The organism is Pseudomonas helleri, from assembly GCF_009600315.1.
In the GTDB taxonomy this organism is placed as follows: domain Bacteria; phylum Pseudomonadota; class Gammaproteobacteria; order Pseudomonadales; family Pseudomonadaceae; genus Aquipseudomonas; species Aquipseudomonas helleri_A.
In genome coordinates this window covers 1-25,603 of the sequence record NZ_WIWC01000003.1, presented here as the reverse complement: position 1 = coordinate 25,603, position 25,603 = coordinate 1, and the positions used below count along the sequence as shown (strand labels likewise).

General features: G+C 56.0%; 24 protein-coding genes and 1 pseudogene. 13 read left to right on the top strand and 12 right to left on the bottom strand.

The window, feature by feature from the left end:
* Positions 1–11: 11 nt before the first annotated feature.
* Positions 12–1,448 (bottom strand): PLP-dependent aminotransferase family protein, encoded by a 1,437-nt coding sequence (locus GHN86_RS02650; RefSeq protein WP_153377527.1) that lies wholly within the window; start codon positions 1,446–1,448, stop codon positions 12–14.
* Between the two features lie 169 nt (positions 1,449–1,617).
* On the opposite strand from GHN86_RS02650, the gene GHN86_RS02645 reads away from it, so the two are divergent.
* Positions 1,618–1,863: a DUF1127 domain-containing protein gene (locus tag GHN86_RS02645; protein ID WP_153377526.1), complete on the top strand. Its 246-nt coding sequence runs from the start codon at positions 1,618–1,620 to the stop codon at positions 1,861–1,863.
* A gap of 4 nt (positions 1,864–1,867) precedes the next feature.
* On the opposite strand, the gene GHN86_RS02640 is transcribed toward GHN86_RS02645, so the two are convergent.
* A complete protein-coding gene (locus GHN86_RS02640) occupies positions 1,868–3,169 on the bottom strand; it encodes an NAD(P)/FAD-dependent oxidoreductase (protein WP_153377525.1) in 1,302 nt (433 codons plus the stop codon).
* Between the two features lie 147 nt (positions 3,170–3,316).
* On the opposite strand from GHN86_RS02640, the gene GHN86_RS02635 reads away from it, so the two are divergent.
* On the top strand, positions 3,317–3,670 hold the full coding sequence (locus GHN86_RS02635) for a YkgJ family cysteine cluster protein (protein ID WP_153377524.1): 354 nt from the start codon (positions 3,317–3,319) through the stop codon (positions 3,668–3,670).
* Positions 3,671–3,789: 119 nt separating this feature from the next.
* On the opposite strand, the gene GHN86_RS02630 is transcribed toward GHN86_RS02635, so the two are convergent.
* Positions 3,790–4,278, bottom strand: a complete 489-nt coding sequence (locus GHN86_RS02630) for an Lrp/AsnC ligand binding domain-containing protein (RefSeq protein WP_122786194.1) — start codon at positions 4,276–4,278, stop codon at positions 3,790–3,792.
* Positions 4,279–4,434: 156 nt separating this feature from the next.
* On the opposite strand from GHN86_RS02630, the gene dadA reads away from it, so the two are divergent.
* From dadA to GHN86_RS02605, 5 genes are all read left to right on the top strand, one after another.
* A complete protein-coding gene (gene dadA, locus GHN86_RS02625) occupies positions 4,435–5,736 on the top strand; it encodes a D-amino acid dehydrogenase (protein WP_153377523.1) in 1,302 nt (433 codons plus the stop codon).
* Positions 5,708–6,061, top strand: coding sequence for a RidA family protein (locus tag GHN86_RS02620; RefSeq protein ID WP_153377522.1), 354 nt, complete (start codon positions 5,708–5,710; stop codon positions 6,059–6,061). The genes dadA and GHN86_RS02620 overlap by 29 nt, the downstream gene beginning before the upstream one ends.
* A 100-nt stretch (positions 6,062–6,161) precedes the next feature.
* Positions 6,162–7,235: an alanine racemase gene (gene alr, locus GHN86_RS02615; protein WP_153377521.1), complete on the top strand. Its 1,074-nt coding sequence runs from the start codon at positions 6,162–6,164 to the stop codon at positions 7,233–7,235.
* 127 nt (positions 7,236–7,362) lie between these two features.
* Positions 7,363–7,911, top strand: a complete 549-nt coding sequence (locus tag GHN86_RS02610) for a cupin domain-containing protein (protein WP_048363841.1) — start codon at positions 7,363–7,365, stop codon at positions 7,909–7,911.
* 180 nt (positions 7,912–8,091) lie between these two features.
* Positions 8,092–8,502 carry a c-type cytochrome gene (locus GHN86_RS02605; protein ID WP_194286183.1) on the top strand — a complete coding sequence of 137 codons (411 nt, stop codon included), beginning with the start codon at positions 8,092–8,094 and terminating at the stop codon, positions 8,500–8,502.
* A gap of 76 nt (positions 8,503–8,578) precedes the next feature.
* Here the strand turns inward: GHN86_RS02605 and GHN86_RS02600 are convergent, their stop codons facing one another.
* From GHN86_RS02600 to GHN86_RS02565, 8 genes are all read right to left on the bottom strand, one after another.
* Complete coding sequence (locus tag GHN86_RS02600) at positions 8,579–9,319, bottom strand: SDR family oxidoreductase (RefSeq protein WP_153386082.1); 741 nt, start codon at positions 9,317–9,319, stop codon at positions 8,579–8,581.
* Between the two features lie 241 nt (positions 9,320–9,560).
* The gene (locus tag GHN86_RS02595; protein WP_153377519.1) at positions 9,561–12,641 is read right to left on the bottom strand and encodes an efflux RND transporter permease subunit; all 3,081 of its coding nucleotides are present in this window, start codon (positions 12,639–12,641) and stop codon (positions 9,561–9,563) included.
* On the bottom strand, positions 12,638–13,717 hold the full coding sequence (locus GHN86_RS02590; RefSeq protein WP_153377518.1) for an efflux RND transporter periplasmic adaptor subunit: 1,080 nt from the start codon (positions 13,715–13,717) through the stop codon (positions 12,638–12,640). Before GHN86_RS02590 ends, GHN86_RS02595 begins: the two co-directional genes overlap by 4 nt.
* The gene (locus GHN86_RS02585; RefSeq protein ID WP_153377517.1) at positions 13,714–14,805 is read right to left on the bottom strand and encodes an efflux RND transporter periplasmic adaptor subunit; all 1,092 of its coding nucleotides are present in this window, start codon (positions 14,803–14,805) and stop codon (positions 13,714–13,716) included. The genes GHN86_RS02590 and GHN86_RS02585 overlap by 4 nt, the downstream gene beginning before the upstream one ends.
* A 130-nt stretch (positions 14,806–14,935) precedes the next feature.
* Positions 14,936–16,057, bottom strand: coding sequence for an RHS repeat-associated core domain-containing protein (locus GHN86_RS02580; protein ID WP_153377516.1), 1,122 nt, complete (start codon positions 16,055–16,057; stop codon positions 14,936–14,938).
* 151 nt (positions 16,058–16,208) lie between these two features.
* The gene (locus GHN86_RS02575) at positions 16,209–16,991 is read right to left on the bottom strand and encodes a MetQ/NlpA family ABC transporter substrate-binding protein (RefSeq protein WP_153386079.1); all 783 of its coding nucleotides are present in this window, start codon (positions 16,989–16,991) and stop codon (positions 16,209–16,211) included.
* A 135-nt stretch (positions 16,992–17,126) separates the two neighbouring features.
* The gene (locus GHN86_RS02570; RefSeq protein ID WP_153377514.1) at positions 17,127–18,023 is read right to left on the bottom strand and encodes a sigma 54-interacting transcriptional regulator; all 897 of its coding nucleotides are present in this window, start codon (positions 18,021–18,023) and stop codon (positions 17,127–17,129) included.
* 49 nt (positions 18,024–18,072) lie between these two features.
* Positions 18,073–18,654, bottom strand: a complete 582-nt coding sequence (locus GHN86_RS02565; protein WP_153377513.1) for an alpha/beta hydrolase — start codon at positions 18,652–18,654, stop codon at positions 18,073–18,075.
* A gap of 266 nt (positions 18,655–18,920) precedes the next feature.
* Between GHN86_RS02565 and rpiA the strand changes: the two genes are divergently transcribed.
* Positions 18,921–19,592, top strand: a complete 672-nt coding sequence (rpiA, locus tag GHN86_RS02560) for a ribose-5-phosphate isomerase RpiA (protein WP_153377512.1) — start codon at positions 18,921–18,923, stop codon at positions 19,590–19,592.
* A gap of 222 nt (positions 19,593–19,814) precedes the next feature.
* On the opposite strand, the gene yihA is transcribed toward rpiA, so the two are convergent.
* A complete protein-coding gene (gene yihA, locus GHN86_RS02555; RefSeq protein ID WP_153377511.1) occupies positions 19,815–20,468 on the bottom strand; it encodes a ribosome biogenesis GTP-binding protein YihA/YsxC in 654 nt (217 codons plus the stop codon).
* A 114-nt stretch (positions 20,469–20,582) separates the two neighbouring features.
* Here yihA and GHN86_RS23570 point away from each other — a divergent pair.
* The 5 genes and pseudogenes from GHN86_RS23570 (at position 20,583) to GHN86_RS02535 (ending at position 25,232) form a co-directional block, all read left to right on the top strand.
* A pseudogene (locus GHN86_RS23570) lies at positions 20,583–20,886 on the top strand (c-type cytochrome).
* Positions 20,887–20,931: 45 nt separating this feature from the next.
* On the top strand, positions 20,932–21,552 hold the full coding sequence (locus tag GHN86_RS02550) for a c-type cytochrome (protein WP_153377510.1): 621 nt from the start codon (positions 20,932–20,934) through the stop codon (positions 21,550–21,552).
* Between the two features lie 198 nt (positions 21,553–21,750).
* The gene (gene dsbA, locus GHN86_RS02545) at positions 21,751–22,398 is read left to right on the top strand and encodes a thiol:disulfide interchange protein DsbA (protein WP_153377509.1); all 648 of its coding nucleotides are present in this window, start codon (positions 21,751–21,753) and stop codon (positions 22,396–22,398) included.
* A gap of 15 nt (positions 22,399–22,413) precedes the next feature.
* On the top strand, positions 22,414–23,292 hold the full coding sequence (locus tag GHN86_RS02540; RefSeq protein ID WP_153377508.1) for an endonuclease/exonuclease/phosphatase family protein: 879 nt from the start codon (positions 22,414–22,416) through the stop codon (positions 23,290–23,292).
* Positions 23,289–25,232 (top strand): GGDEF domain-containing protein, encoded by a 1,944-nt coding sequence (locus GHN86_RS02535; RefSeq protein ID WP_153377507.1) that lies wholly within the window; start codon positions 23,289–23,291, stop codon positions 25,230–25,232. Before GHN86_RS02540 ends, GHN86_RS02535 begins: the two co-directional genes overlap by 4 nt.
* Positions 25,233–25,603 lie beyond the last annotated feature (371 nt).

The window sequence follows — 25,603 nt, the reverse complement described above, 5'->3', positions numbered from 1 at the left end:
CGATGCCCCGCTCAACTGTGCGCAGGTTCAACCTCGTCGATCAACAGCGTGCTCGCCGCGGCCCCGACCTTACGCACGGCTTCTTCAACCTCAAGCGTAGGCTTGGCAGCGTAGTTCATCCGCAAGCAGTTACGGTACTTGCCCGATGCAGAAAAAATGCTGCCCACGGCGATCTGTACGCCTTGGCCAAGCAACAGTCGATTGAGGCGCAAACTGTCAAAGCCTTCCGGCAGTTCGAGCCACAGCATAAAGCTGCCCTGGGGCCTGCTGGCGCGAGTACCGGCGGGGAAGTAGCGGCTCACCCAGCCCAGCATCAGGTCTCTATTACGCTGATATTGAGTGCGCATTTTGCGCAGATGTGGCTCGAAGTGCCCGTTTTTCAAAAAGTCGGCCACCGCCAGTTGCGGCTGGGGTGCCGTGGAGCCGGTGCTGATGTATTTCATGTGCAGCACACGCTCCAGATAGCGTCCCGGCGCAACCCAACCCACACGTAACCCTGGGGCCAACGTCTTGGAAAACGAGCTGCACAACAGCACGCGGCCATCGTCGTCGAATGACTTGATGGTGCGCGGACGTGGGTAGGTGTAAGCCAGTTCGCCGTACACATCGTCTTCGATAATGGCCACATCAAAGCGCTGCGCCAGCGTCACAAGCGCCCGCTTGCGTGCCTCGGGCATGATGTATCCCAGCGGGTTATTACAACTTGGGGTGAGCTGGATGGCCTTGATCGGCCATTGCTCCAGTGCCAGCTCCAAGGCGTCAAGGCTGATGCCGGTCAGCGGGTCGGTAGGAATTTCCAGCGCCTTCATGCCCAGGCCTTTGAGGGTTTGCATGGCCCCGTGAAAACTGGGCGAGTCTACGGCCACAATATCGCCCGGTTCGCACACCGCCCGAATGCTGCAGGACAGCGCTTCATGACAACCCGTAGTAATCACCAGATCATCGGCACCCAACTGGCAGCCCGAGTCGAGCAGCAAGCGCGCCAATTCCTCGCGCAGGCCCAGCACGCCGTACACATTGTCGTAATACAGCCCTGGCGCATCCTGACGCCGACTGATCTGCGCCAAGCTGCGTAGCAGAGGTTTCAACGTGGGCGTGGTGACGTCGGGCATGCCGCGACCTAACTGAATGACGTCCTTTTGTGGCACCGAACGCACCAACTCCAGCACCTGTTCCCACTGAGAAATTTCTACGGGCCGCTGGGCAGGTTTGCCCATGCCCGGCAGGGCCGGCAGCTCACGCTCCATCGGCACAAAGTAGCCTGATTTCGGGCGAGGTATGGCCAGACCGTTGTCCTCCAATAAGCGGTAAGCCTGCTGCACGGTGCTCAGGCTCACACCGTGCTCGGCGCTTAAGGCTCGGACCGAAGGCAAGCGGTCGCCGGGCCGGTAAAACCCCTGCTCGATGCGCGTGCCCAGTAGGTCTGCAAGGTTTACATAAAGGGTCATGGCCGGACTCTCTGAAAAATAAGCAGTACAGATGGCACGAAAACAGAGGATTCAGTGCCTTGGCAACGGTTTCTGTATGGCTTTAATAACTACTTGCTGAATCTGTCATGGTTTTTAGCTCGCGGCCATCATGCTGACTCCTGTCACCTGAGTCAAAAGGAGCTGCCTGATGAATGGTTTGAGCGATGTGCGCCTGACGTTGCACGGCCCTCAGTTAGAAGCCGAGCACGACGCAGTAAAGGACGTTTTGCAACCCCGCAGTGCCCCCACCGGTTTGGGGCGCTGGGGTTTATTTGCGCATCGCTTCAATACGCGCCGTGTCTTGCGCACTTTGGATGCTGATCAACTGCGCGACGTTGGATTGAATCAAGAGCAGGCTCGGCGAGAAGGCTGCAAGCCGTTTTGGCGCTCATAAATCCTTAACGCAGCTCTTTCAGGCGATGCCACAGCATGCCCAGCGCCAACAAGGGTGAGCGCAGGTATTTGCCGCCGGGGAAGGTTATATGCGGGACTTTCGCGAATAAGTCGAAACCATCACTGTGCTGTCCGCTGATGGCTTCGGCCAGTAACTTGCCCGCCAAATGGGTGGCATTCACGCCGTGACCCGAATAAGCCTGGGCGTAGTACACGTTTGGTTGATCGTGCAACCGGCCAATCTGTGGCAAACGGTTGGCGCCGATGCCAATCATGCCGCCCCATTGGTAGTCGATTTTCACGTCAGCCAGCTGCGGGAATACCTCGAGCATTTTCGGACGCATGTAAGCGCCAATATCGTGCGGGTCGCGTCCCGAGTAATGACACGCGCCGCCAAACAACAAACGCCGATCCGCCGAAAGCCGGTAGTAATCCAGCGCCACACGCTGATCACACACGGCCATGTTTTGCGGCAACAAGGCGTGGGCCTGGGCTTCACTTAATGGCTCGGTGGCGATGATGTAACTGCCCGCAGGCAGCACTTTGCCACTGAGTTGCGGGTTGAGGTCTTTCAAGTAGGCATTACAGCCCAGTACCAGACTTTTCGCCCGCACCGTCCCTAAAGCCGTATGAACCTTCACTTCAGGGCCATAGTCGATGTGGGTAACGGCGGAGTTTTCGAACAGTTGAACGCCCAGTTGCTGCGCCGCCGCCGCTTCGCCCAACGCCAGGTTCAGCGGGTGCAAATGGCCTGAGCCCATGTCTATCAAACCGCCCACATAGCGGTCAGAACCCACTACGCTGCGCATTTCGCTGGCTTGCAGCAAGCGCGTTGAGTGGCGATAACCCAAGCTGCGCAGCTCATCGGCCTCTTCGGCAAAACCTTCCAGATCTCGAGGCTTATTGGCCAGGTCGCAATAACCCCATGTCAGGTCGCAGGCAATATTGAAACGCTCGACGCGCTGGCGAACGATTTCCACCGCCTCCAGGCCCATCAGTTTCATTTGCCGCACGCCTTCCTTGCCGATGACGCCTTCAAACTGCTCAAGGCCGTGGCCGACACCGCGAATGAGTTGACCGCCGTTACGGCCGCTGGCGCCCCAGCCGATTTTGTGAGCTTCGAGCAAGATGACGCTCATGCCGCGTTCGGCCAGTTCCAGTGCCGTATTGAGCCCGGAAAAGCCGCCGCCCACGACGCAGACATCGGCCACCCACTCGCCTTGCAGCACCGGATGGTCAGGCTGCGGCAGGCTGCTGGCGGCGTAGTAAGAGGTGGTGTGCTGGCTGCGCTGAACAGGGGCGTTCATGTGCGTAATCCCGATTATGTGTGTTTGGAAAATTTTACGGAGCATAAGCCGTGCCATTCACATGGGGCAAGAACAGCCAGACGGCGTTGTTCATTGCGTGGCTTTTGGGGCAGACTTTGCGGCCTTTTCACATCCGGTAAGCCTTAGATGAGCTGCAACAGTCATAAAATCCGCTTTCTCAGGCAGCAAATTCCGTCATTCGATTGCGTGCCGGGTTGCCATGATTGCTGTGGGCCAGTGACCACCTCATCCGAAGAAATGGCCCGCTTGCCGCGTAAAACGGCGGCAGAGCAAGAGGCTGCAATGGATGAACTGAATTGTGTACACCTGGGGCCTCAAGGCTGCACGGTGTATGAAGAGCGCCCATTGATCTGTCGTTTGTTCGGGACGACCCCGACCTTGCCGTGTCCGAATGGTCGTCGTCCGGTCGAGATGATTCACCCGAGTGCGGAAAAGCTGGTGCATGAGTACATCGCCAGTACGCGGCAGGTGCTGGTTTAAAGGCCCCTCACCCTAACCCTCTCCCAAAGGGAGAAGGGACTAAAGGCAAAAACAGATCTGTGTAACACCACAATCGAGCTCCCTCTCCCTATGGGAGAGGGTTGGGGTGAGGGCCCCGGTCAGTCCGCGATCGGCAAGCACAAACTTTCCTTCACTTCTTCCATCACGATATAGCTTTTGGATTCACGCACATGGGGCAGTTTGAGCAAAATATCGCCCAGCAATTTGCGGTACGAGGCCATCTCGCTGATACGCGCTTTTACCAGGTAGTCGAAATCCCCCGACACCAGATGGCACTCCAGCACATGGGGCAGCTTCAACACGGCGCGACGGAACTCATCAAAGGTATCGCCTGACTTGTAATCCAGGCTGATCTCGACAAATACCAGCAAGCTGCCCTGCAAATGCTGCGGGTTGAGCCGCGCGTTGTAGCCCATGATGATGCCTTCACGTTCCAGCCTGCGTACCCGCTCTGTGCAAGGCGTGGTCGACAGCCCGACCTTGTCGCCCAACTCGGTAAATGAGATGCGCCCATCTGCCTGCAAGATGCGCAAAATGTTGCGATCTATCTTGTCCAGTTCACGCTTTGTTTGATGATTTGTGCGCATAGGAGATTCTCCTTTGTAAAAAGCGTTTTTGCCGAGAATTGTCTCCAAATATAGCTACTTATACGGTGAAATCCACTGGCCATTGCTTCTTATACTGCGCTCATCTTCGCTTTGAACAATAAACGTCTGCGGCGGGCCGCGATGAGGGAAATAAATATGCGAGTTATGGTATTGGGTGGCGGCGTCATTGGTACTGCCAGCGCCTATTATCTGGCCCGGGCCGGTTTCGACGTCGTGGTTGTCGACCGTCAGCCAGCCGTTGCAATGGAAACCAGCTTTGCCAACGCCGGTCAGGTCTCTCCTGGCTATGCCTCGCCGTGGGCTGCACCCGGCGTACCCCTCAAAGCGATCAAGTGGCTGCTGGAGCGCCACGCGCCTCTGGCGATCAAGGCTACTGCCAATATTGATCAATATCTGTGGATGGCGCAGATGCTGCGCAACTGCACCGCCAGCCGTTATGCCGTCAACAAGGAGCGCATGGTTCGCCTGTCCGAATACAGCCGCGACTGCCTTGATGAACTGCGCGCTGAAACCGGTATTGCCTACGAGGCGCGCAACCTCGGTACGACGCAATTGTTTCGAACTCAGGCTCAGCTCGATGGTGCCGCCAAAGACATTGCCGTGCTCAAGGAGTCAGGCGTTCCGTTCGAGCTGCTCGACCGCGCCGGTATTGCTCGGGTTGAGCCAGCGCTGGCCAGTGTGACCGACATTCTGGCCGGTGCTCTGCGCCTGCCCAATGACCAGACGGGCGATTGTCAGATGTTCACCACGCGCCTGGCTGAAATGGCTAAAAATCTGGGTGTTGAATTCCGTTTCGGTCAGGACATTCAGCGTCTGGACTACGCGGGCGATCGCATCAATGGCGTGATGATCGACGGTAAGCTCGAAACCGCTGACCGCTATGTCCTCGCATTGGGTAGCTACTCACCGCAGATGCTCAAGCCGCTGGGGATCAAGGCGCCGGTATACCCACTCAAGGGTTATTCGATGACTATCCCGATCACCAACCCGGCAATGGCGCCGACTTCAACGATTCTGGATGAAACCTACAAGGTCGCCATTACCCGTTTCGATAACCGCATCCGCGTTGGCGGCATGGCTGAAATAGCCGGTTTTGACCTGTCGTTGAACCCGCGTCGACGTGAAACGCTGGAGATGATCGTCAACGACCTTTATCCTCAGGGCGGTGATTTGTCTCAAGCCAGCTTCTGGACGGGTTTGCGGCCGACCACACCGGATGGCACGCCCATTGTGGGCGCCACCCCGTTTAAAAATCTGTTCCTGAACACCGGTCATGGCACACTCGGCTGGACCATGGCCTGCGGCTCCGGTCGCTTCCTCGCTGACGTGATGGCTAAAAAGACGCCACAAATCAGCGCCGAAGGCCTTGATATTTCCCGTTACGGAAACCACCAGGAGACTGCAAAACATGGCAATCCAGCGCCAGCTCACCAATGAACGCATGAGCCAGATTGTGGCTCATAACGGCACTGTTTACCTGTCCGGCCAAGTGGGCGATGACATGAGCGCCGGGGTTGAGCAGCAAACCCGTGAAACATTGAAAAATATCGAGCATTTGCTGGATTTGGCAGGCACCGACATTACGCGCATTCTCTCAGTGACCATTTACCTGAAAGACATCGACGCCGACTTTGTGGCCATGAACCGTGTGTGGGATCAATGGCTGCCTAAAGGCGTGGCGCCTGCCCGCGCGACCGTCGAAGCCAAGCTGTGCGAACCGGAAATTCTGGTTGAACTGTCCGTTATCGCCGCGCTGCCCTAGATCCATCGATGCAGTAAAGAGTCCCTCTTGCGGTGCAGCGCGTGGCTTGCCACGAACTAGCGCCGCTTTTTTATTCAATAGCCGTTAGAAGTCCGCCGCCATGCGCCCAGCCCGTGCCCTGATCGACCTTCAAGCCCTGCGTCATAACTACCAACTGGCCCGTGAGGTGACAGGAGCCAAGGCGCTCGCTGTGATCAAGGCCGATGCCTACGGTCATGGTGCTGTGCAATGTGCGCGGGCGCTTGAAGCCGAGGCCGATGGTTTTGCTGTCGCCTGTATCGAAGAAGCGCTGGAGTTGCGAGCTGCCGGTATTCGCGCGCCGGTGTTGCTGCTCGAAGGTTTTTTTGAAGCCGATGAGCTGCCACTGATCGTTGAAAATGACCTGTGGTGCGTCGTCCATTCCTTGTGGCAGCTCGACGCTGTTGAACAGGCCGCGCTGAGCAAACCGATTCACGTGTGGTTAAAACTGGACAGCGGCATGCACCGGGTCGGCTTGCATCCAAGCGATTACCAGGCCGCGTATCAGCGACTGCAAGCCAGCGCCAATGTTTCCAAAATCGTATTGATGAGCCACTTTGCCCGCGCCGATGAGCTGGGCAGCGTGCGCAGTGTCGAACAAGTGGCTGTATTTCTCGGCGCTCGCGCTGCTCTCACAGCTGAAATCAGTTTGCGCAATTCGCCTTCTGTGCTGGGTTGGCCGAGGGTACCGAGTGATTGGGTACGTCCTGGGCTGATGCTCTACGGAACCTCGCCTTTTGAAGAGCCGCAGGCTGTCGCCGCGCGCCTGCAACCAGTCATGACGCTGGAATCCAAAGTCATTTGCGTCCGTGAATTACCGGCGGGCGAACCCGTGGGGTATGGCGCCAAATTTATTACCTCGAAACCGATGCGTATTGGCGTGGTAGCGATGGGGTATGCCGACGGCTACCCGCGTCAGGCGCCCACGGGCACTCCAGTGTTGGTGGACGGTGTTCGTAGCCAGTTGTTGGGCCGCGTTTCGATGGACATGCTGTGCATCGACTTGACCGATGTGCCGCACGCCGGTCTCGGTTCAACCGTTGAGTTGTGGGGTAAAAACATTCTCGCCAGCGAAGTGGCTGCCCAGGCGGACACCATTCCTTATCACATATTTTGCAACCTGAAACGGGTGCCACGCGTCTATTCCGGGGCCTGATAGGTTGTAGTCAACGTGTGGGGCCAACAGGGCGCACAGGTTTGAAGTCGAAGTGTTGTAAATACTGAACGCTATCGCCATGATGGCGACTTCTCGACCTGAATCTGATCCCTAGGAGGCTCCCGCATTGGACGTCGGTGAACGACTGCAATCCATCCGCAAACTCAAAGGCCTGTCACAGCGTGAACTCGCCAAGCGCGCGGGCGTCACCAACAGCACTATTTCGATGATCGAAAAGAACAGCGTGAGCCCTTCAATAAGCTCCCTGAGAAAAGTGCTGAGTGGCATTCCCATGTCTATGGTCGAGTTTTTTTCCGAAGAAATCCTTCAGGAAAAACCGACGCAGATTGTCTACAAAGCCAATGAACTGATCGATATATCTGATGGCGCCGTGACCATGAAATTGGTCGGTAGGGCCCATCCGAGTCGGGCGATTGCCTTTCTGAACGAAATTTATCCACCGGGCGCAGATACCGGGGATGAAATGCTGACCCATGAAGGCGAAGAAACCGGCATTTTGGTTGAAGGCCGGCTGGAATTGACCGTAGGTCTTGAGACTTTCGTGCTTGAGGCGGGCGACAGCTATTATTTTGAAAGCGCCAAGCCACACCGTTTCCGTAACCCGTTTGACGTGGCAGCGCGGCTAATCAGCGCAGCCACGCCGGCAAATTTCTAAGAAAAGAGGCGCCCTGCTACTTGCAGAGGCCCCCGTTGCTGTATTTCGCTTCCTCTAAAGCCCCCTTTAAATATAGGGTTGTTTCGGAGTGGCGGGCTAACCGTTATACTTTCGCCGCCTGCAAAACCGTGGTTGTGGGCGTGAATAGCCACCATTGAGGGTGAACGCGTGAACCTGATTATGAACATGCTGGCCGTACCAGCAGCCGTGTTAACCCTGTGGGCCGTCAACGCTCAAGCCTCTACCAACGATGACATTGCCAAGCGTCTCGAACCGGTGGGTAAAGTGTGTGTCCAGGGTCAGGAATGCCAAGGGATGGATGTTGCCGTGTCTGCTGGCGGTGGCGCCAAATCGGCTGATGACATCATTGCCACACATTGCACTGCCTGCCACAGCATTGGCTTGTTGGGTGCGCCTAAAGTGGGTGATACCGCGGCCTGGAAAGAACGTGCCGACAAGGAAGGCGGGCTGGATGGCCTTTTGGCCAAGGCCATTACCGGGCTGAACGCCATGCCGCCTAAAGGCACGTGTTCTGAATGTTCAGATGCCGAGTTGAAGTCAGCCATCGAGAAAATGTCGGGTTTGAAATAAACGATCTTGCGCAAAAAAAAGCCGCTGAAAAGCGGCTTTTTTGTGGGTGTGGCCTGTATCAACGGCCATTAACGGCCTAAACCAACCCGCCATTGCCCCTTAATACTTGCCCGTTGACCCATGCCGCCGCCGGGCTCACCAGAAACGAGACGATATTGGCAATGTCTTGCGGCTGGCCTAAACGTTCCAGAGGCGGCATTTTTGAAAACGCCTCAATTTGTTCTTCGGTCTTGCCGTGCATAAATAATTCAGTCGCCACCGGCCCTGGTGCGACGGCGTTGACGGTGATTTGCCGACCTCGTAATTCTTTGGCAAACACGTGAGTCAGCGATTCTACCGCCGCCTTGCTGGCGATATACACCGCATAACCGGGCAGGTTCATGCCCACCGTGCTGCTGGAAAAATTAACGATTCGCCCGCCGCTGTTCAGCCGGGTGGCCGCCTCACGCAAGGTGTTGAAGGTGCCTCGTGTGTTGATGTTAAAAGTCTGTTCAAAATCTTCGTCGCTGTGCTGAGCCAAGGGTAGAACCTTGAGCACACCGGCGTTATTGATCAACACATCAACCTTGCCCAACTGTTGTTCGGTTTCATCAAACAACCGGGCCACGTCGTTGGCATTGGCCACATTGGCCTGCACCGCAATGGCTTGATGCCCGGCCTCGCGCAGCTCTGTCACCAGCGCTGTAGCTTCACTGGCACTGTTGGCGTAGTTGATGACGACAGCAAAACCCTCTTTGGCCAGCTGTTGGGCGATGACGGCGCCGATACCGCGCGAAGCACCCGTAATAAGGGCGACTTTTGGGTTGGCTGTACTCATGGCAACACTCCGTAATGTCTAAGGCGTGGGGCTAGGTTTACATGTCGGTTTTCAAGGATAAAGAGGGTGGATTTCATAGCGGTATTCGTAAATTCACAATAATCCCTGTAATCACGCAAACCTGTAGCCGCTGACCAGGAACGAAGGCTGCGATGGGCGGTATTACCGCCCAAAACCTGACACAACAAGGTGTCTCATTTTCGACCGCTTCGCGCTCGATTGCAGCCTTCGTCAGAGACTACTAGGGTTTACTAAGTTGGATAGCATGCGCAGGCGGTGCGTCTTTACTCTCCTTGATTTTGTACCAGGCCACGTACAGCGCTGGCAGGAACAACAGGGTGAGCAACGTGGCGGAGATGATGCCGCCGATCATGGCGTAGGCCATCGGCCCCCAGAACACGTCTCGGGCGATGGGGATCATGCCCAAGCTGGCCGCCGCAGCAGTCAACAAAATCGGCCGGCGACGGTGCTGGGTGGCTTGCAGCACGGCATGCCAAGGGTCGTAGCCGTCCCGTTCGTACTGGTCGATCTGGGTGACCAGAATCACCGAGTTACGCACGATGATGCCCACCAGCGCCAATATCCCCAATATCGCCACAAAACCCATCGGCGTACCCGTGGGTACCAGCGCCAGTACCACACCGATCAGGCCTAGCGGCGCGACACTCACCACGATGAACATTTTCTGCACGCTTTGTAGCTGGATCATCAGGAAGGTGGCCATCAGAAACAGCATCAAGGGCACCACTTTGGCGATAGGCCCTTGGGCCTTGGCGCTTTGTTCGACCGTGCCGCCGGTTTGCAGGGTGTAGCCTTGGGGCAGGTTGGCGGCGAATTTATCGACCTCAGGTTTAAGCAGCGCAACCAGATCCGTCGGTTGAATTGAACCGCGTACCGAGGCCTTGAGGGTCAAGGTCGGGATGCGGTCACGGCTCCAGATCAGCGGTTGCTCCAGTTCATAGCGCACGGTGGCAAACGCCAGCAGCGGGATGGAGGTGCCGCTTGGTGTGGTGATCTGCAGGTTAAGCAGGGTTTGCGGGGTGTCGCGTTCATTGCCAATCGCCCGGCCGACGATGTTGATCAGGTAAATATCGTCTTTGACCTGACTCACGGCCGCGCCGCTGACAATGCTGTTCATCACGTGGGCAACGTCTTCGGACGACAACCCGAACTGGCGGGCCTTGTCCTGAGCAATGTCGACGCGCAGCACCTTGCCTGGTTCGTTCCAGTTAAAAATGGTTTCGCCCACGTTGGGGTTGGCGTCGAGTACCGAAGCCAGTTCCAGAGAATATTTGCGTACCAGATCGACATTGCTGCCGCTGACCCGATATTGCAGAGGCTGCCCGACTGGCGGGCCCAATTCGAGGGTGTGGACAAAGCTGCCGACCCCGACGAAATCTTCGCGCAGGCGTTTGTTCAGACGTTCCATCAGAACGTCGCGGCTTTCCAGTCCGGTGCTGACAATCACCAGTTGAGCATAGAAAGGGTTTTGCAGTTGCTGGTCCAATGGCAGATAGAAACGAATCGCCCCTTCCCCGATATAGGAACTCCAGCGCACGATGTCCGGGTCTCCCTTGAGGGTGTCTTCAAAGCGCTGGGTCACTTTGAGGGTTTCTTCAATTGAGGCATTTTGTGGCAAGTTCAGGTCTACCAGAATTTCCGGTCGGTCAGAGGCAGGAAAGAACTGATTTTGTACAAACGTCATGCCGACGATCGACAACACAAACATCAGTACCGTCGCGCCAATGGTCCACCAGCGATTGCGCATGCACCACAACAAGCCGGTGTCGAAGGCATGGGCCAATCGGCCCGGCTTTTCGGGCTTGGGTTTGACCTTGGCGCTGAGGATATGCACGCCCAGGACGGGGGCGAATAAAACCGCCACCACCCAGGAGACCAACATTGCGACGGCAATCACGGCGAACAGGGTGAAGGTGTACTCCCCCGCCGAGCTGTTGTTGAGGCCGATGGGCACAAAGCCAGCCACCGTGACCAGCGTGCCGGTGAGCATCGGAAACGCTGTGGAGTGGTAGGCGAAAGTCGCGGCCTGTTCCTTGGTTTCGCCCAGTTCGAGCCGCGTGATCATCATTTCTACGGTGATCATTGCGTCGTCCACCAGCAGGCCGAGGGCGATGATCAGTGCACCCAGCGACACGCGCTGCATGGCAATGCCGGTGAACTCCATGAACACGAACACCAGGGCCAACACTAACGGGATCGAGATAGCCACCACCAGCCCTGCGCGCAGGCCAAGGCTGATAAAACTCACGGCCAGTACGATGATCACCGCTTCAAACAACGCACTGGTAAAGCCGCTCACGGCCACCTCCACCACTTGCGCCTGATCAGACACCATGTGCACGTCCACGCCTACCGGCAGCTCTGCGGTCAGGTCGTTGATGCGTTGTTGCAGTTGTTGGCCGAACTCCTGGATGTTGCCGCCATCGACCATGGCAATGGCCAGCCCGATGGCGGGTTTTCCGTTGTAGTGGAACATCGGCGTGGCCGGGTAAACGTAACCGCGACTAATGTCTGCAACGTCGGCCAGTCGATAAAATCGGTCATTGACTCGCAGGTTGACCGCCTCAAGGTCGGCCACGCTGTGAAATTGGCCCGAGGTACGCACGGACATGCGCTCCGGCCCCGCCTCGATAACACCCGCCGGGGTCACGGCATTCTGTGCTTGCAGACTTTCGAGCACTTGCTGTTGATCGAGGCCCAGCGCGGCCAGTTTGCGTGTGGAGAAATCCAGGTAGAAGGTTTCGTCCTGCTCGCCAATGGTCATGATCTTGCCGCGATTGGGCACGTCGCGAATGCCGGTGCGTACCTTTTCGACGTAATCGCGCAACTGGCGCATGGTAAATCCATCGCCAGTAAAGGCGAAGATGGTGCCGTACACATCACCAAATTCATCGTCGAACCCCGGGCCTTGAATGCCTTGGGGAAAGTCGCCGCGAATGTCGCCGATTTTTTTGCGCACCTCGTACCAGATATGCGGGATGGCATCCGCTTTAGTGGTGTCTTTGAGGAACACAAACACGGTCGATTCGCCCGGCCGTGTGTAGCTTTGTACGTAGTCGAGGGAATCCAGCTCTTCGAGCTTTTTCTCGATACGGTCGGTGATTTGCAGGCGTGTTTCATCGACCGTGGCGCCCGGCCACTTGGCCTGAATCACCATGGTTTTGATGGCGAAGGACGGGTCCTCTGCACGGCCCAGATTGATATAGGAAAAGATGCCGGCAACCGTGGCCATAAACATCAAATACCAGACAAACGACTGATGCTTAAGCGCCCACTCGGACAGGTTGAACTTCCCATTCATTGCGCGCTTTCCTTATCGAGTCTGACGGTCTGTCCGGGGGTGAGGCTGTGTACGCCATAGCTGACCACGTAATCGCCTGCTTTTAACCCTCCTTCAAGCAATGCGGTTTTCTGATCACGGCGCAGTACGGTGACATCACGAGGGGCGACGGTGTGGTTGGTTTTGTCGATGATCCACACGCGAGTGTGGCCGCCCGTTTCTTGCACGGCGGTAAGCGGCAATGAGTAGTGCTCGGCAATGGGCGAGCTGACGGTCACGCTGACCGAACTGCCCAGACGAAAGGCTGGCGGCGTTTGATCCAGGGTCAAGCGAGTGCGCCGGGTGCGCGTGGCACTGTCGGCTTGCGGAGCAATTTCACGCACATGGGCCAAGGTGTATACGCTCGGATCGAGCTGACCCGCGACGCGGAATTCGATGCCTTTGGGCAGGGCTTCGGCCAACGGCCCCGGTAAATCAATCACCGCTTCCTTGATCTCTGGACGGGCCAGCGTCACTACCGATTCACCGACGCTCACCACTTGCCCGGCCTCGGCCTGCCATTGAGTGATCACAGAGTCATGGTCAGCGCGCAGGTTGCAGTAGCTGAGTTCGTCCCTGGCCTGATTGACGGCCGCTTGGGCTTGCTGCACCGAGGCTGCCGTTGTTTTGAGATCCGCTTGTGCCGTGTCCAATTGCGCCTGAGCGCCGACACCTCGGTCAAACAGCTCTTGCTGGCGACGAGCGTTGGCCTGGGCATTGATCAGTTGGGCCTGTACTTTGGCCAGATCGCCCTGAGCTGCACGTAACTGATTCTGCTGATCGGTGGGGTCGAGATTAGCCAGAATATCGCCCTCTTTGACCACCGCCCCGACATCGTAATTGCGCCGCACGATACGGCCCGGCACCCGAAAACCCAGGGTGCTTTCGTAGCGCGCTTCGATCGTGCCGGCAAAGCGTCCCAAATGGTCGATGAGCAAGGGTTGCGCTACGACATACAACGCCGGACGAATGGGCTCAGGTGCTTCTTTTTCGGAACAGCCCAGCAGCAGGGCCGCCAGTGGCAGCAGCCATAACGGGTGGCGGGTCAGGCGGCTCATAACTGAGCCCCTTGCGCCGGGAGCGGTGCTACTTCGACCTTCATACCGGGGTGTAACAATTGACCGCCTGCGACCACGACGTTTTCTCCATCCTTGAGGCCCTCGCTGATAATTACGCTGCCGGTCAGGTAGCGACCGACTTTTACGCGCTGGAGCCGCACATTGTTTTTCGCATCTGTAATCCACACGGCGGGCTCGCTGACGTCTTTGGTCAAGGCAGACCACGGCAACTCGATGCTGGGGCTAGGGTGCGGGGTGAGGTTAACGGTCACTATCGAACCTAAATCCATGCCTTTGGGCAGTGCGTCCAGTTGCACCTTGATTTGCAGGGTGCCGCTTTGTGCCGACACCGTTGGGGTGATTTCACGAATTTGGCCGCTCACGGTGATGGCCGGGTTGCTCAGCAACGTGACCTGCACGGTAGGGTCTTTAGGCGGTTCGATAAACAGCGACTCATATACGTTAAACACCGCGTCACGGGCGCCATCCCGAGCCAGGGTGTAAATCGGCATGGTGGCCTGCACCACTTGCCCGACCTCGGCCTGACGCGCCGTAATCACCCCCGGCGCTTCTGCTTCCAAATTAGCGTAACTGAGTTGTTCGCGGGCGTTGGCCAGCTGTGCCTGCGCCGCAGCCAACGCACTTTGTGCGCTCAGTTGCGCCGCATTGGCAGCATCGTATTCGCTTTGGCTGGTGTAACCCTTGGGCAGCAATTTTTGCTGGCGAATAAAAGCAGCACGGGTTTGCACCACTTGGGCTTGTTGCGCTGAAACGCCCGCTTGTGCTGTTTCGACTTGAATTTTCAAGTCTTTGGGGTCAAGCCGGGCTAACACCTGATGGGCCTGGACATGGTCGCCCACATCCACCTTGCGTTCGATAATCTTGCCACCCACGCGAAAGGACAGCTGAGTTTCAACCCGCGCTTGAATATCACCGCTGAGCTGAATGGGGGGCGCAAGTTCGCGGGTGGTGACCTGCTGAACATATACCCGCGGCGCCAGCGGCTCTTGGGGGCCTTCCTTGCTGCACGCTGTCAGGAATACCAACAGGCTCAAGCCCAAAATGCTCGTGTTCAGTGGACCCGCCATGCAAGCTCCTTTGCGTGATGCTGATTAACATTCCGATACGACTGACAGCGTAGAACAGGGTTCAGTAACTGTGTGACTCTATATTAGCGCTGGTCTTGAACTGAAATAGCGGGTTTGGTGTAGGGGCAGGTCAAATTGAATCGCGTCTAATAAGACCGCTGCTGGAGGTTATTTGTTTTTTTATGCTTCTACGAGTCATGGCCAAGATCTGTATATTTTTTTTATCGATCATGCCTTGCTGGACTTGGCTCTCTAACGGCGCTGACGCACGCGCATTTAAAGCACTGTTATTGAATGACGTTTGCGACCCTGATGATGTGGATGACAGGGGCGTGCCAACTGTAGGGGTATTGGACCCAGAGCTACTGATATTCGAATTCGATATGGTTTTAAGATTACCAAGGTTTTTCTGACGACGAGCGTTAACCACTCCAAGTCGTGTCCCAAAGGCTGTAAGTCCAAGTCCCGACAAAGCCAAAATGGTGCTGGCAATCACCATTCCGCTTTTACCCGTATCTTCTCCCGCGGCCCCCATTGATAGTCGGACAACCCCGACCACACCGCCAGAAATGGTCAGCGCCGAGCCGGCGACCTTTGCAGCTACAGCGGTACTCAGCTTGGCTGTTTTCATTGCACGCGCGGCTTTTAGAGTGGCATACAGACCGAGCCCGCCCCCCAAAACGCCTATCACGCCCAGCCCAGCGATAAGAATATCGTTGATAGAGGCTCGGCCACTGGGATCGGATCGATTAACCGGGTCCCCGGCACAATAAGCGTAGGCATTCAGGCCTCCAGCACCGAACGGACTCAATTGGTCGGGGCTGTTGAAACGCATCAGATGCGGGTTATAAGCACGATGACCTTTGCCCAGATGATAGTGGCCGGTAAGCGGGTCAGGTCGCTCGCCATTAAAGCCCGGCAAACCGGTCAGCCCTTCCTGAATGTGGTGATGCCCAAAAGGAGTGAACGCCTGAGTAATTATGTTTGAGCGGCTAATTGAATGTAAAACACTGCACTGACGGTTGGTACTCAGCAGCGTCGTCTTACGCGATTGATCATCAACGTATGCTTGCGCCAGCAATTGATTTTGAACGTGCATCAATGAACGCGATACCGCCCCTTCCTTCTCGGTAATCAGTCGCTCGCAATCATAGAAAAATTGCTCGTGATTTTTTTGTCCTGCGTGTATTCCCGTAAGCCGGTCAAGCGGGTCGTAGTCATAAGTTTTTATCAGACCTTTTTTTTGGACCATGATGGCGACTCCTCACGTAATAGAGCTGTAGAGTCGACCCTCGGCCAATTATTGACTACCTGTTGAAAAGGGCAGGTAGTTTTGCAAACAATAAAAAAACGCCGACAGCAATAATCATGCTGTCGGCGTTTTCTGTGGTGTGCAGGTTAAATTAGAACGCCGGGAACACCGCACCATCGTATTTTTTGGCAATAAACGCTTTTACTTCAGGGCTGGTCAGCGCCTTGGCCAGTTTTTGTATGGCCGCGCTGTCCTTGTTATCAGGGCGAGCCACCAGGAAGTTGACGTATGGCGAATCAGCGCCCTCGATGATCAGTGCATCTTTGCTCGGCTTCAGACCGGCATCCAGTGCGTAATTAGTGTTGATCATGTCCAGGTCAACCTGATCAAGTACGCGCGGCAACATGGCAGATTCAAGTTCTTTAAACTTGAAATTGTGCGGGTTCTTGGCGATGTCCCTTGGGGTAGAAACAGCGTTGGTCGGGTCTTTGAGCTCGATCAAACCGGCTTTTTGCAGAAGAATCAAAGCGCGACCGCTGTTGCTGCCTTCATTCGGGATGGCGATGGTTGCGCCCTCTGGCAGTTCAGCCAGGCTTTTGTATTTTTTAGAATAGCCACCGAACGGTTCAACGTGAACGCCGATCACCGTCTCCAGATCAGTGCCTTTGCCTTTATTGAAGCTGTCCAGATAAGGCTTTGTCTGAAAATAGTTGGCGTCCAGGTGCTTCTGCGCGAGCTGCACATTGGGCTGCACGTAATCAGTGAACACCTTGATTTCCAGGTCAACGCCTTCTTTGGCGAGGGTCGGCTTGATCAGCTCAAGGATTTCGGCGTGCGGTACCGGGGTCGCAGCCACTACCAGTTTTTCGCCTGCTTGTGCCAGGCCTGCCGTTAAAGCAGCCGCCAATGCGGTAAACAACAGAACCTTTTTCATGCAATGCCCTTAAGTGAGTGACCGCTTGGGTGACGTTTTTTGGAAGACGAAGCGGACAATACCGAGAATCTTTATTCCCGAACAATAATATTTATTCAGCTTCTTATTCCATTTTGTTCACTTGCCTTTTGAGGCTTAAGCCAGCAATTTTTTTAGAGCCGCCAATTCCTGCGCCGTCGCACCTTGGACGAAGGCCTCAATCTGGCTGAGTGAATCAGGCAGATTTAAATGCTCCGGCAAAATCTCATCGCCCGTGCTCACCAGCAACGCAAAATGAATCACATTCTCCAGCTCCCGGGTATTACCCGGCCAACTATGGCGCTCCAGTACGCGTTGCGCGCTGTCACTGATAAACGGCACCGGCAGATTCAAACGCTGGCTGTAGATACCTAAAAAGTATTCGGCCAACGACATAATATCGCCCACCCGCTCACGTAAAGCCGGCAAGTCAAGGCGGCCTTCACTGAGGTAGTGGTACAACCGCTCGTGGAACTTGCCGGCCTTTACTGCTTGTGCCAGATCAATGCTGGTAGCGGCCACCAGACGTACATCCACCGGGTTGGGGAGGTGGGCCCCTACCCGCGTTACTTCATGGGTTTCAAGCGCGGCCAGCAGTTTGACCTGAATGGCCTGTGGCAAATCGCCGATTTCATCCAGGTACAAGGTGCCGCCATTGGCGGAGCCGAACCACCCGGCGCGGCTGCTGGCCGAACTGGTGTGCGCGCCGGGGGCGTAGCCGAACAGCTCCGCGTCGGCGTAAGTTGGGCTGATTGCCCCGCAGTTCACTGACACAAACAGACCTGTACGGTCGCTGGCACGGTGAATGTGACGGGCGAGCAGTTCCTTGCCGCTGCCGGTTTCTCCGCGTATCAAAACGGGCAGCGCTCGCGGGGCTAAACGCTCCAGGTCGTCGCGCAACTGACGCGAGCGCGGGTCGACAAACACCAGTGCCTTGGCGCGGATGCTTAGTGGGCTTTTTTCAGCGTCGGGAAAGGTCAGCAACGGCTGGCCAAAGGTTTCGTGCAGGCTCATGACAGGCTCCCGCCCGCCGCCGGGGGGTGGGCGCGGGCGTTACTAAAAATTACGCGCGGCGCAGGGCGTCGTGCTCGATGCGGGTTTGCAGGTGATAGAGGTAAGCGAACCCTTGCTCCCAGCGTTGATGCCCGGATTTGACGTTGATATGACCGGCACCGCTGATAATTCCGATCTTGGCGCCCCATTGCTGAGCGAAGTCCATTGCCCGGGTGGCGCTGACCGCTGCGTCATTGTCTGAGCTGACAATCTGACTAGGGAACGGCAAACGCTGAGCAGGGATCGGTGCAAAGTTACGCAAGGCCGGGGCGCAGGCGGGTCGTTCGACATCGGCTGGGGCGACCAGTAAAGACCCGCGCACCTGTCTGAGCTGGCTGGCAGGCGCACGCTGGGCCCAATGCGCGACGGTGATGCAGCCCAAGCTATGGGCAATCAAGATGACCGGTGTATCGTCGCAGGCGATGGCCTCGGCGAGTGCTGCAACCCAGTCTTCAAGGCGCGGCGTCAGCCAGTCGGCCTGCTCCACACGGGCACTGTTCGGCAAGCTGTTTTGCCAGTGGGTCTGCCAATGATCGTCAGACGAACCTTGCCAGCCCGGCACTATCAAATAGCGAATCGACTCGTTTCCCATGGGGGTGCGCCTCCTGCTGTAGGTGTGTTACCGAGTCAGTATAGGGACGCTTTTTAGATTCGCTAAGGAATAAGAAGCTATTTGTTAATAACCAAAAAGTCATTTGTTGCTAGTAATTCATCCTTCATCGATGGGGAATAGCATCACCCGTACGCTTTCACGGGTTCTGTGGATAACTGCCAAACAGCACCCATTGGGGCGTTCGATCCGGTGCACATCACCGTATAATGCGTGCTTTCTGTTTTCAGTCCCGTTCCGGAGCCCGTATGACTCAAGATCAACTCAAGCAGGCCGTTGCCCAGGCTGCTGTCGACTTCATCCTTCCAAAACTGGATGACAAGAGCATCGTTGGTGTCGGTACCGGCTCCACGGCCAACTGCTTCATCGACGCGCTGGCGTTGCACAAAGGTGCCTTCGACGGCGCCGTGGCCAGCTCTGAAGCGACCGCTGCACGTCTCAAAGGCCACGGCATTCCCGTCTACGAATTGAATACCGTGAGTGACCTGGAGTTTTACGTTGATGGCGCCGATGAAAGCGACGAACAGCTGAATTTGATCAAAGGCGGGGGCGCTGCTCTGACCCGCGAGAAGATCGTTGCGGCGGTGGCAAAGACATTTATCTGCATCGCGGATGCCAGCAAGCTGGTGCCTGTTTTGGGCGCTTTCCCGTTGCCGGTAGAAGTGATTCCCATGGCCCGCAGTCACGTGGCCCGTGAGCTGGTCAAGTTGGGCGGTGACCCGGTTTACCGTGAAGGCGTAGTGACAGACAACGGTAATATCATCATCGACGTGTTCAACATGCAGATCACCAACCCGGTGGAGCTGGAACGTCAAATCAACAATATTGTGGGGGTTGTCACCAACGGGCTGTTTGCGGCCCGCCCTGCTGATTTGCTGCTGCTGGGCACACCTGAGGGCGTCAAAACCCTCAGCAAGTAACAAGCAGCGATTTCACCTTGGATGCGAAATTATTTCAGTCCCAAGGAACTAAATCTGCCAAACACGACTCAGATTTTTTGAATGGCTGCTAAAGCCCTTCAATGCTCCTGATGTTGTGTTAAGTGTTGGCAGATTGCTGGAACAGCCCCTAACGTTCCAGCGCTTGAACCCCGAACTTCTCCCCCCAATACGAAGTCCGGGGTTTTTTTTGCCTGAAATTGCTTACTCTGCCGTCTCTTCAATCAGCTCTTCGCCCTTGTTGGGCAGCTCCATCCAGCGCGCCAGCACGGTGTAAGCCTCTTCAAGGCCCATGCGCTTAGGTGTGGAGAACAACTGGATGGTGACTGCGTCGCCCCACTGTTTGCGTATATCAGACTGAATTTTGAGCAGTGTATTTTTTGCCGCGCCGTACGTCAGTTTGTCGGCTTTGGTCAGCAAAATATGCATCGGCATGCCGCTCGAAACTGTCCAGTCGAGCATCAGCAGGTCGAAATCGGTCATTGGATGACGGATATCCATCATCAAAATCACGCCTTTAAGGCTTTCGCGGCTGCCGAAATAGGCTTCAAGGTGACGCTGCCAGTGCAGCTTCAACGGGATCGGCACCTTGGCGTAACCGTAGCCCGGCAAGTCGACCAGACGGCGTTCTTCGTCCAGTTTGAAGAAGTTCAGCAACTGAGTACGGCCCGGTGTTTTCGAAGTGCGGGCCAGGCTGGCGTGCGTCAAAGTGTTGAGTGCGCTGGACTTGCCGGCGTTAGAGCGCCCGGCAAAAGCGACTTCATAGCCTTCGTCGTCAGGGCATTGCTCCACTTTGGCAGCGCTGAGCATAAAGGTAGCCTGTTGGCACAGGCCGAGAATGGGGTTCTTGAGTTGCATGGGATTTCCGATGTGAGCGGCGTCAGGAAGGGACGCGGCGAGCGTGTCGTTTCCGTTTCAGTAGCGCCAGTATATAATGCCGCAGATTTTGTGTGTGCTTTGTCCCAGCGCAGGATGAAGTACGCGGAAGCAAAAACCAGGTTGCGCATTAGAACGCAGCCAGCTCCCCGTGTCTTGATGCCATTTGTCAGCATTGAGGCTACACCGGAATCAGAGACCGTGTTCAACCGCGTTAAATTGTCTGCCATGCAGGTCTGCCTGTAGCCCTTTAACCGGCGAACGCCCTGCTCAAGCACGGTATACAGACGCTGTTACAGCGCGTGACTCAGGGTTTCAAGGCGATGCCGCCGCGTGAAGTGTGTGCATGGACTGCTGTGCCGAGGATTACCGAAGATTCATCCTCTGGATGACGGAGTAAGCCCGGCCACAACTCTTTAACCCTTAGCCGTAGTTGGATTAGCTGATGAACAAATTATTCGTGAGTCTGCTGTTGACATTGGGCGTTACCGGGATGGCGCAGGCGGCGGGCTCCGCTGTCGTGGGCGATGCAACGGCCGGTCAGGCAAAAACCGCTGTATGTGCTGCGTGTCATGGCCCGAACGGCAATAGCGCGGCCCCTAACTTTCCGAAACTGGCCGGGCAAGGTGAGCGCTACTTGCTCAAGCAGTTGACGGATATCAAGGACGGCAAACGCCAAGTATTGGAAATGACCGGCCAATTGACCAACCTGAGCGATCAGGACCTCGCGGATATTGCCGCTTACTACGCGCAACAGAAAAATACCGTTGGCGCGGCTGACCCGGCACTGGTCGCCCGTGGTCAAGCGTTGTTCCGTGGGGGGGACTTGAGCAAAGGCCTGCCAGCCTGCACCGGTTGCCATTCACCTGATGGAGTGGGCAATGCCGCAGCCGGTTTCCCGCATCTGGGAGGTCAACACGCCGATTACATCGAGAAACAGCTGATCGGCTTCCGCGAAGGCGACCGCACCAATGATGGCGACACCATGACCATGCGCAGCATTTCGGCCAAGCTGAGTAACAAGGACATCAAGGCGCTGGCCAGTTACATTCAAGGCCTGCACTGACACTTGAGCGGTCGTCAGCGCCCAAAGACGGTGCTTTTGGCGACGTTAACGATCGTTTAATGTATGACTGTGAACCTGAAAGGGCAGCCTAGGCTGCCCTTTTTCGTAGCATCTACCGCTACACTACCGACCACAAGTTGCAACAGGCCTGTCAGACAGGTCACGTTGAAGCGCCCTCACTATGTCCAGGAGTAAAGCATGCGTAACCTGATTCTCAGCGCCGCTCTCGTCAGTGCCAGCCTGTTTGGCATGACCGCTCAAGCTGCTGATGTACCGCTCGAAGCGGGTAAAACATACTATGAGTTGAGCAACCCTGTATCCGTAGCCGTGCCTGGCAAAATCGAAGTGGTTGAGCTGTTCTGGTATGGCTGCCCGCACTGTTACGCGTTTGAACCCGTGGTTAACCCTTGGGCTGAGAAGCTTCCTTCCGATGTGAATTTCGTCCGCCTGCCCGCCATGTTTGGTGGCCCGTGGGATGCACACGGTCAAATGTTCCTGACCCTTGAAGCCATGGGTGTTGAGCACAAGGTCCATGCGGCGGTTTTCAACGCCATCCAGAAAGAAGGCAAGCGTCTGACCGACAAGGACGAAATGGCTGATTTCCTGGCCACTCAGGGCGTTGATAAAGCAAAATTCCTGCAGACCTTCGACTCGTTCGCGATCAAAGGCAAGATTGCCAAAGCCAAAGATCTCGCCAAAAAATATGAGATTTCTGGTGTGCCAACCATGATTGTTGACGGCAAATACCGCTTTGACCTCGGTACGGCAGGCGGTCCTGAGCAGGCGCTGAACGTTGCTGATCAGTTGATCGCCAAAGAACGCGCAGCCAAAACGGCTAAAAATTAAGCGGCGCCCTCCTCTATGCGACGCTGGAAAAACGAACGAATCGTTGGCCTGCATGATGCGCAGGTCAATGAGGATCATCTGTCGACCTACGGGTTGCCGGATGATCGACGTTTACGGTTACTCAGTTTCAATATTCAGGTCGGTAACAGCACGCAAAGTTACCGCCATTATCTGACTCGCAGTTGGCAGCACGTGCTGCCACACAAAGGGCGGGCCAGTAATCTGGATAAAATCGGTGACTTACTGAGTGACTTCGATCTGGTGGCATTGCAAGAAGCGGATGGCGGCAGCCATCGATCTGGCTACGTCAATCAGGTGAAGTACCTTGCCCAACAAGGCGAGTTCCCCTACTGGTATCAACAACTCAATCGCAACCTCGGTCGCTTGGCCCAACACAGCAATGGCATGCTCAGCCGGCTGCGTCCTTCAGCGATTGAGGATCATCCCCTGCCCGGCCCTGCGGGTCGTGGTGCCATTCTGGTCCGCTTTGGTGAAGGTGCGGATGCGTTGGCCGTGGTGATCATGCACTTGGCGCTGGGTACCAAAACCCGAACGCTGCAATTGGCCTATATTCGCGAGCTGGTGAGCGGCTATCAACATCAGGTGCTGATGGGCGATATGAATACCCATGCCGCAGACCTGTTACAAACATCTCCTTTGCGCGACCTTGGTTTGCTGGCGCCGCAACTGCAGGCCACCTTCCCCAGTTGGCGCCCACAACGCTGTCTTGACCATATTTTGCTCAGCCCCAGTCTGACGCTTGAGCGCGTGCAGGTATTGGATCAACCCATTTCTGACCATCTGCCTGTGGCGGTTGAAATTCGTTTGCCCGGTACTGTGGGCGTCGATTCGTTGCCGGTGGTAAGCCCGACCGGCAATGAGCCCCTTGCATGACCGCTGACGACGCCAAGCGCTGGAAAGAAAAGTACCTCAAAAGTATCGAGCAACAAGAAAAGCTTGAACGGCGTTGGGATGCCCGTCTCGACTTACTGCGCCGTGGTTTGGTGCGCAGCACACTGGCGGCCGAGGGCACAGACCGTACTGTCGACCAGTGCATGAAAGAGATGCGCGAAGCCGTGCGCACCGATGACATGGACGCTGCGCTGGCAGCGTTGCTGCCACGTCTCGAAAAAGCCGTGCTCGACTCTGAGCAGCGTCGCGAAACCCGTGTCGAGCAAATCAGCACCGCACTCACTGCCTTGGTTACCCAACTGCAAACCATGCCGCTGCCCCGAGAAGTCAGCAAGCCGCTAAAGGCTTTTGCCAAACAGCTCGACAGCCGAGTAACTCAAGCGCGCGAAATCCCCCTCTTGCTTGGCGAACTCAGCCACTTGCAAGGTTTGGTGCTGGCGCGCCAGGCGCATGAACCTGAGCCCGCCAAACCAGGGTTGTTTCAGCGGCTGTTCGGGGGTAATGAGAGCGAAAATACGCCGACCCATCCTGCTCCATTGGTTGAAGTCGCTTCATACCTGCCTTCTGCTACCAAAGAGCCCGACGAGCTTTCGCGGGTCGTCAACGACGGGCAGCAACCGTTTGTTGAAGAATACAGCACCACGTCTTTAGACGTTCAGTCGCCTGAAGCAATGTTGGCCGCGCCAGAAAAACCTGTATCTGAAACCTGTGTTGAGCAAGCTCCAATTGACGCTAGAGCGCTTGATACGCAGGACAGTGACGCAGCCAGCAGCCTGCCTGAAAAGCAGATCGATATCGCGGCCATCGAAATCATCGAAACGTCGGCGCTTGTCGATCCAGATAACATATATGCCTTGCCAGAATCGCCCGAGCCATCCTACAGCTCAGTTGCGGTGCATATTGAGTCCACTTTGCTCGGGCTACTCGGCGACCTGTCACTGCCTGAGCACCACCGTCCGCAAGCGCAAGCCTTGCGATCGCGTCTCGAAAAAGGCCTTAACTGGTACGAATTGTTGCCCATTCTCGATGATCTGGCGGTTTTGATGCTAGCCGTGACCGACAGTGGCCAGCATGAGTTCGAGGCTTACCTGAAACAGCTCAACGGGCGCCTTGAGGCCTTCCAGAACAACCTGCAAGCGGCGAGCGAAGGTCACGCAGAAGGGCGCAGCGCTGCCGCTGACCTGCATGAGCAATTGCGCGAACACGTCGACGGGTTGCAAAGCAGCATGCAAGACGCCGTCGACCTGCCGAGCCTCAAGCATCTACTGGAGAGTCGTCTTGAGGGACTACTGGGTACGCTGGACCAACACCGCCAGCAACGTGACGCGCGCGAACAAGAGGTCGCGGCACATCTGCACGGGCTGGCCGAGCGCGTGGTGCAAATGGAACAGCAGGCTCAAAGCTATCGCGACCACCTTGAAGAACAGCGTAAGAAAGCCCTTGTCGACCCGCTGACCGGTCTGCCTAATCGTGCCGCCTGGGCTGAGCGGCTGGCCTTGGAAGTTGGCCAGTGGCAAGTGCATGGCGACCCTTTGCTGATCGGCATGCTCGACCTTGACCATTTCAAGCGTATTAATGATGGTTACGGCCATTTGGCCGGTGATAAAGTGCTTAAAATCATCGCAGCTCAACTGCGCAAACACCTGCGCACGGGCGACTTTATTGCCCGGTTTGGCGGCGAAGAGTTTGTGCTGTTAATGCCGAGGACAGCGCTGGCTGAGGGCACGGCACTTGCCGAAAGGCTGCGGGCTGCCATCGAAGCTTGCCCGTTCCACTTCAAAGGCGAGCCGGTGACCATTACGGTTTCAATTGGGCTATCAGCCTTCCGAACGGGAGATCGTAATGAGCATGTTTTGAAACGTGCCGATGATGCTTTGTATCGCGCGAAGCATAAAGGTCGCAATTGCATTGAGTCACTTTAGCGCTGACTGAAGATATCAAGATTGGGTTCAATCGCTAAAAGCGGTTTGTTGATGCGTAGTCTGTATCAACTTTAAAAGTAGTCTTCCTCTTTTTTACACCATTATCAACCTTAATGGGGTGTTCGTATTTGACGGATCTTTCACTGATAACTTATATGTTACTGACAATCGGCAACGGTTGAAGAATGAAGCTTGAAGATACGATGGTCATTATTTAAATAATACTCCTTATGGCCATCGCCTTGGTTATGTAGCTTAGAGTTGTTGTGATATGCCCTCTTTCAATGCGATACATGGCGGTTGCAGGAGCTGAGTGCAACACGGTTATTGAATTGACGCAGGAGCATCATATTGCATAGCCAAGGCTTTCT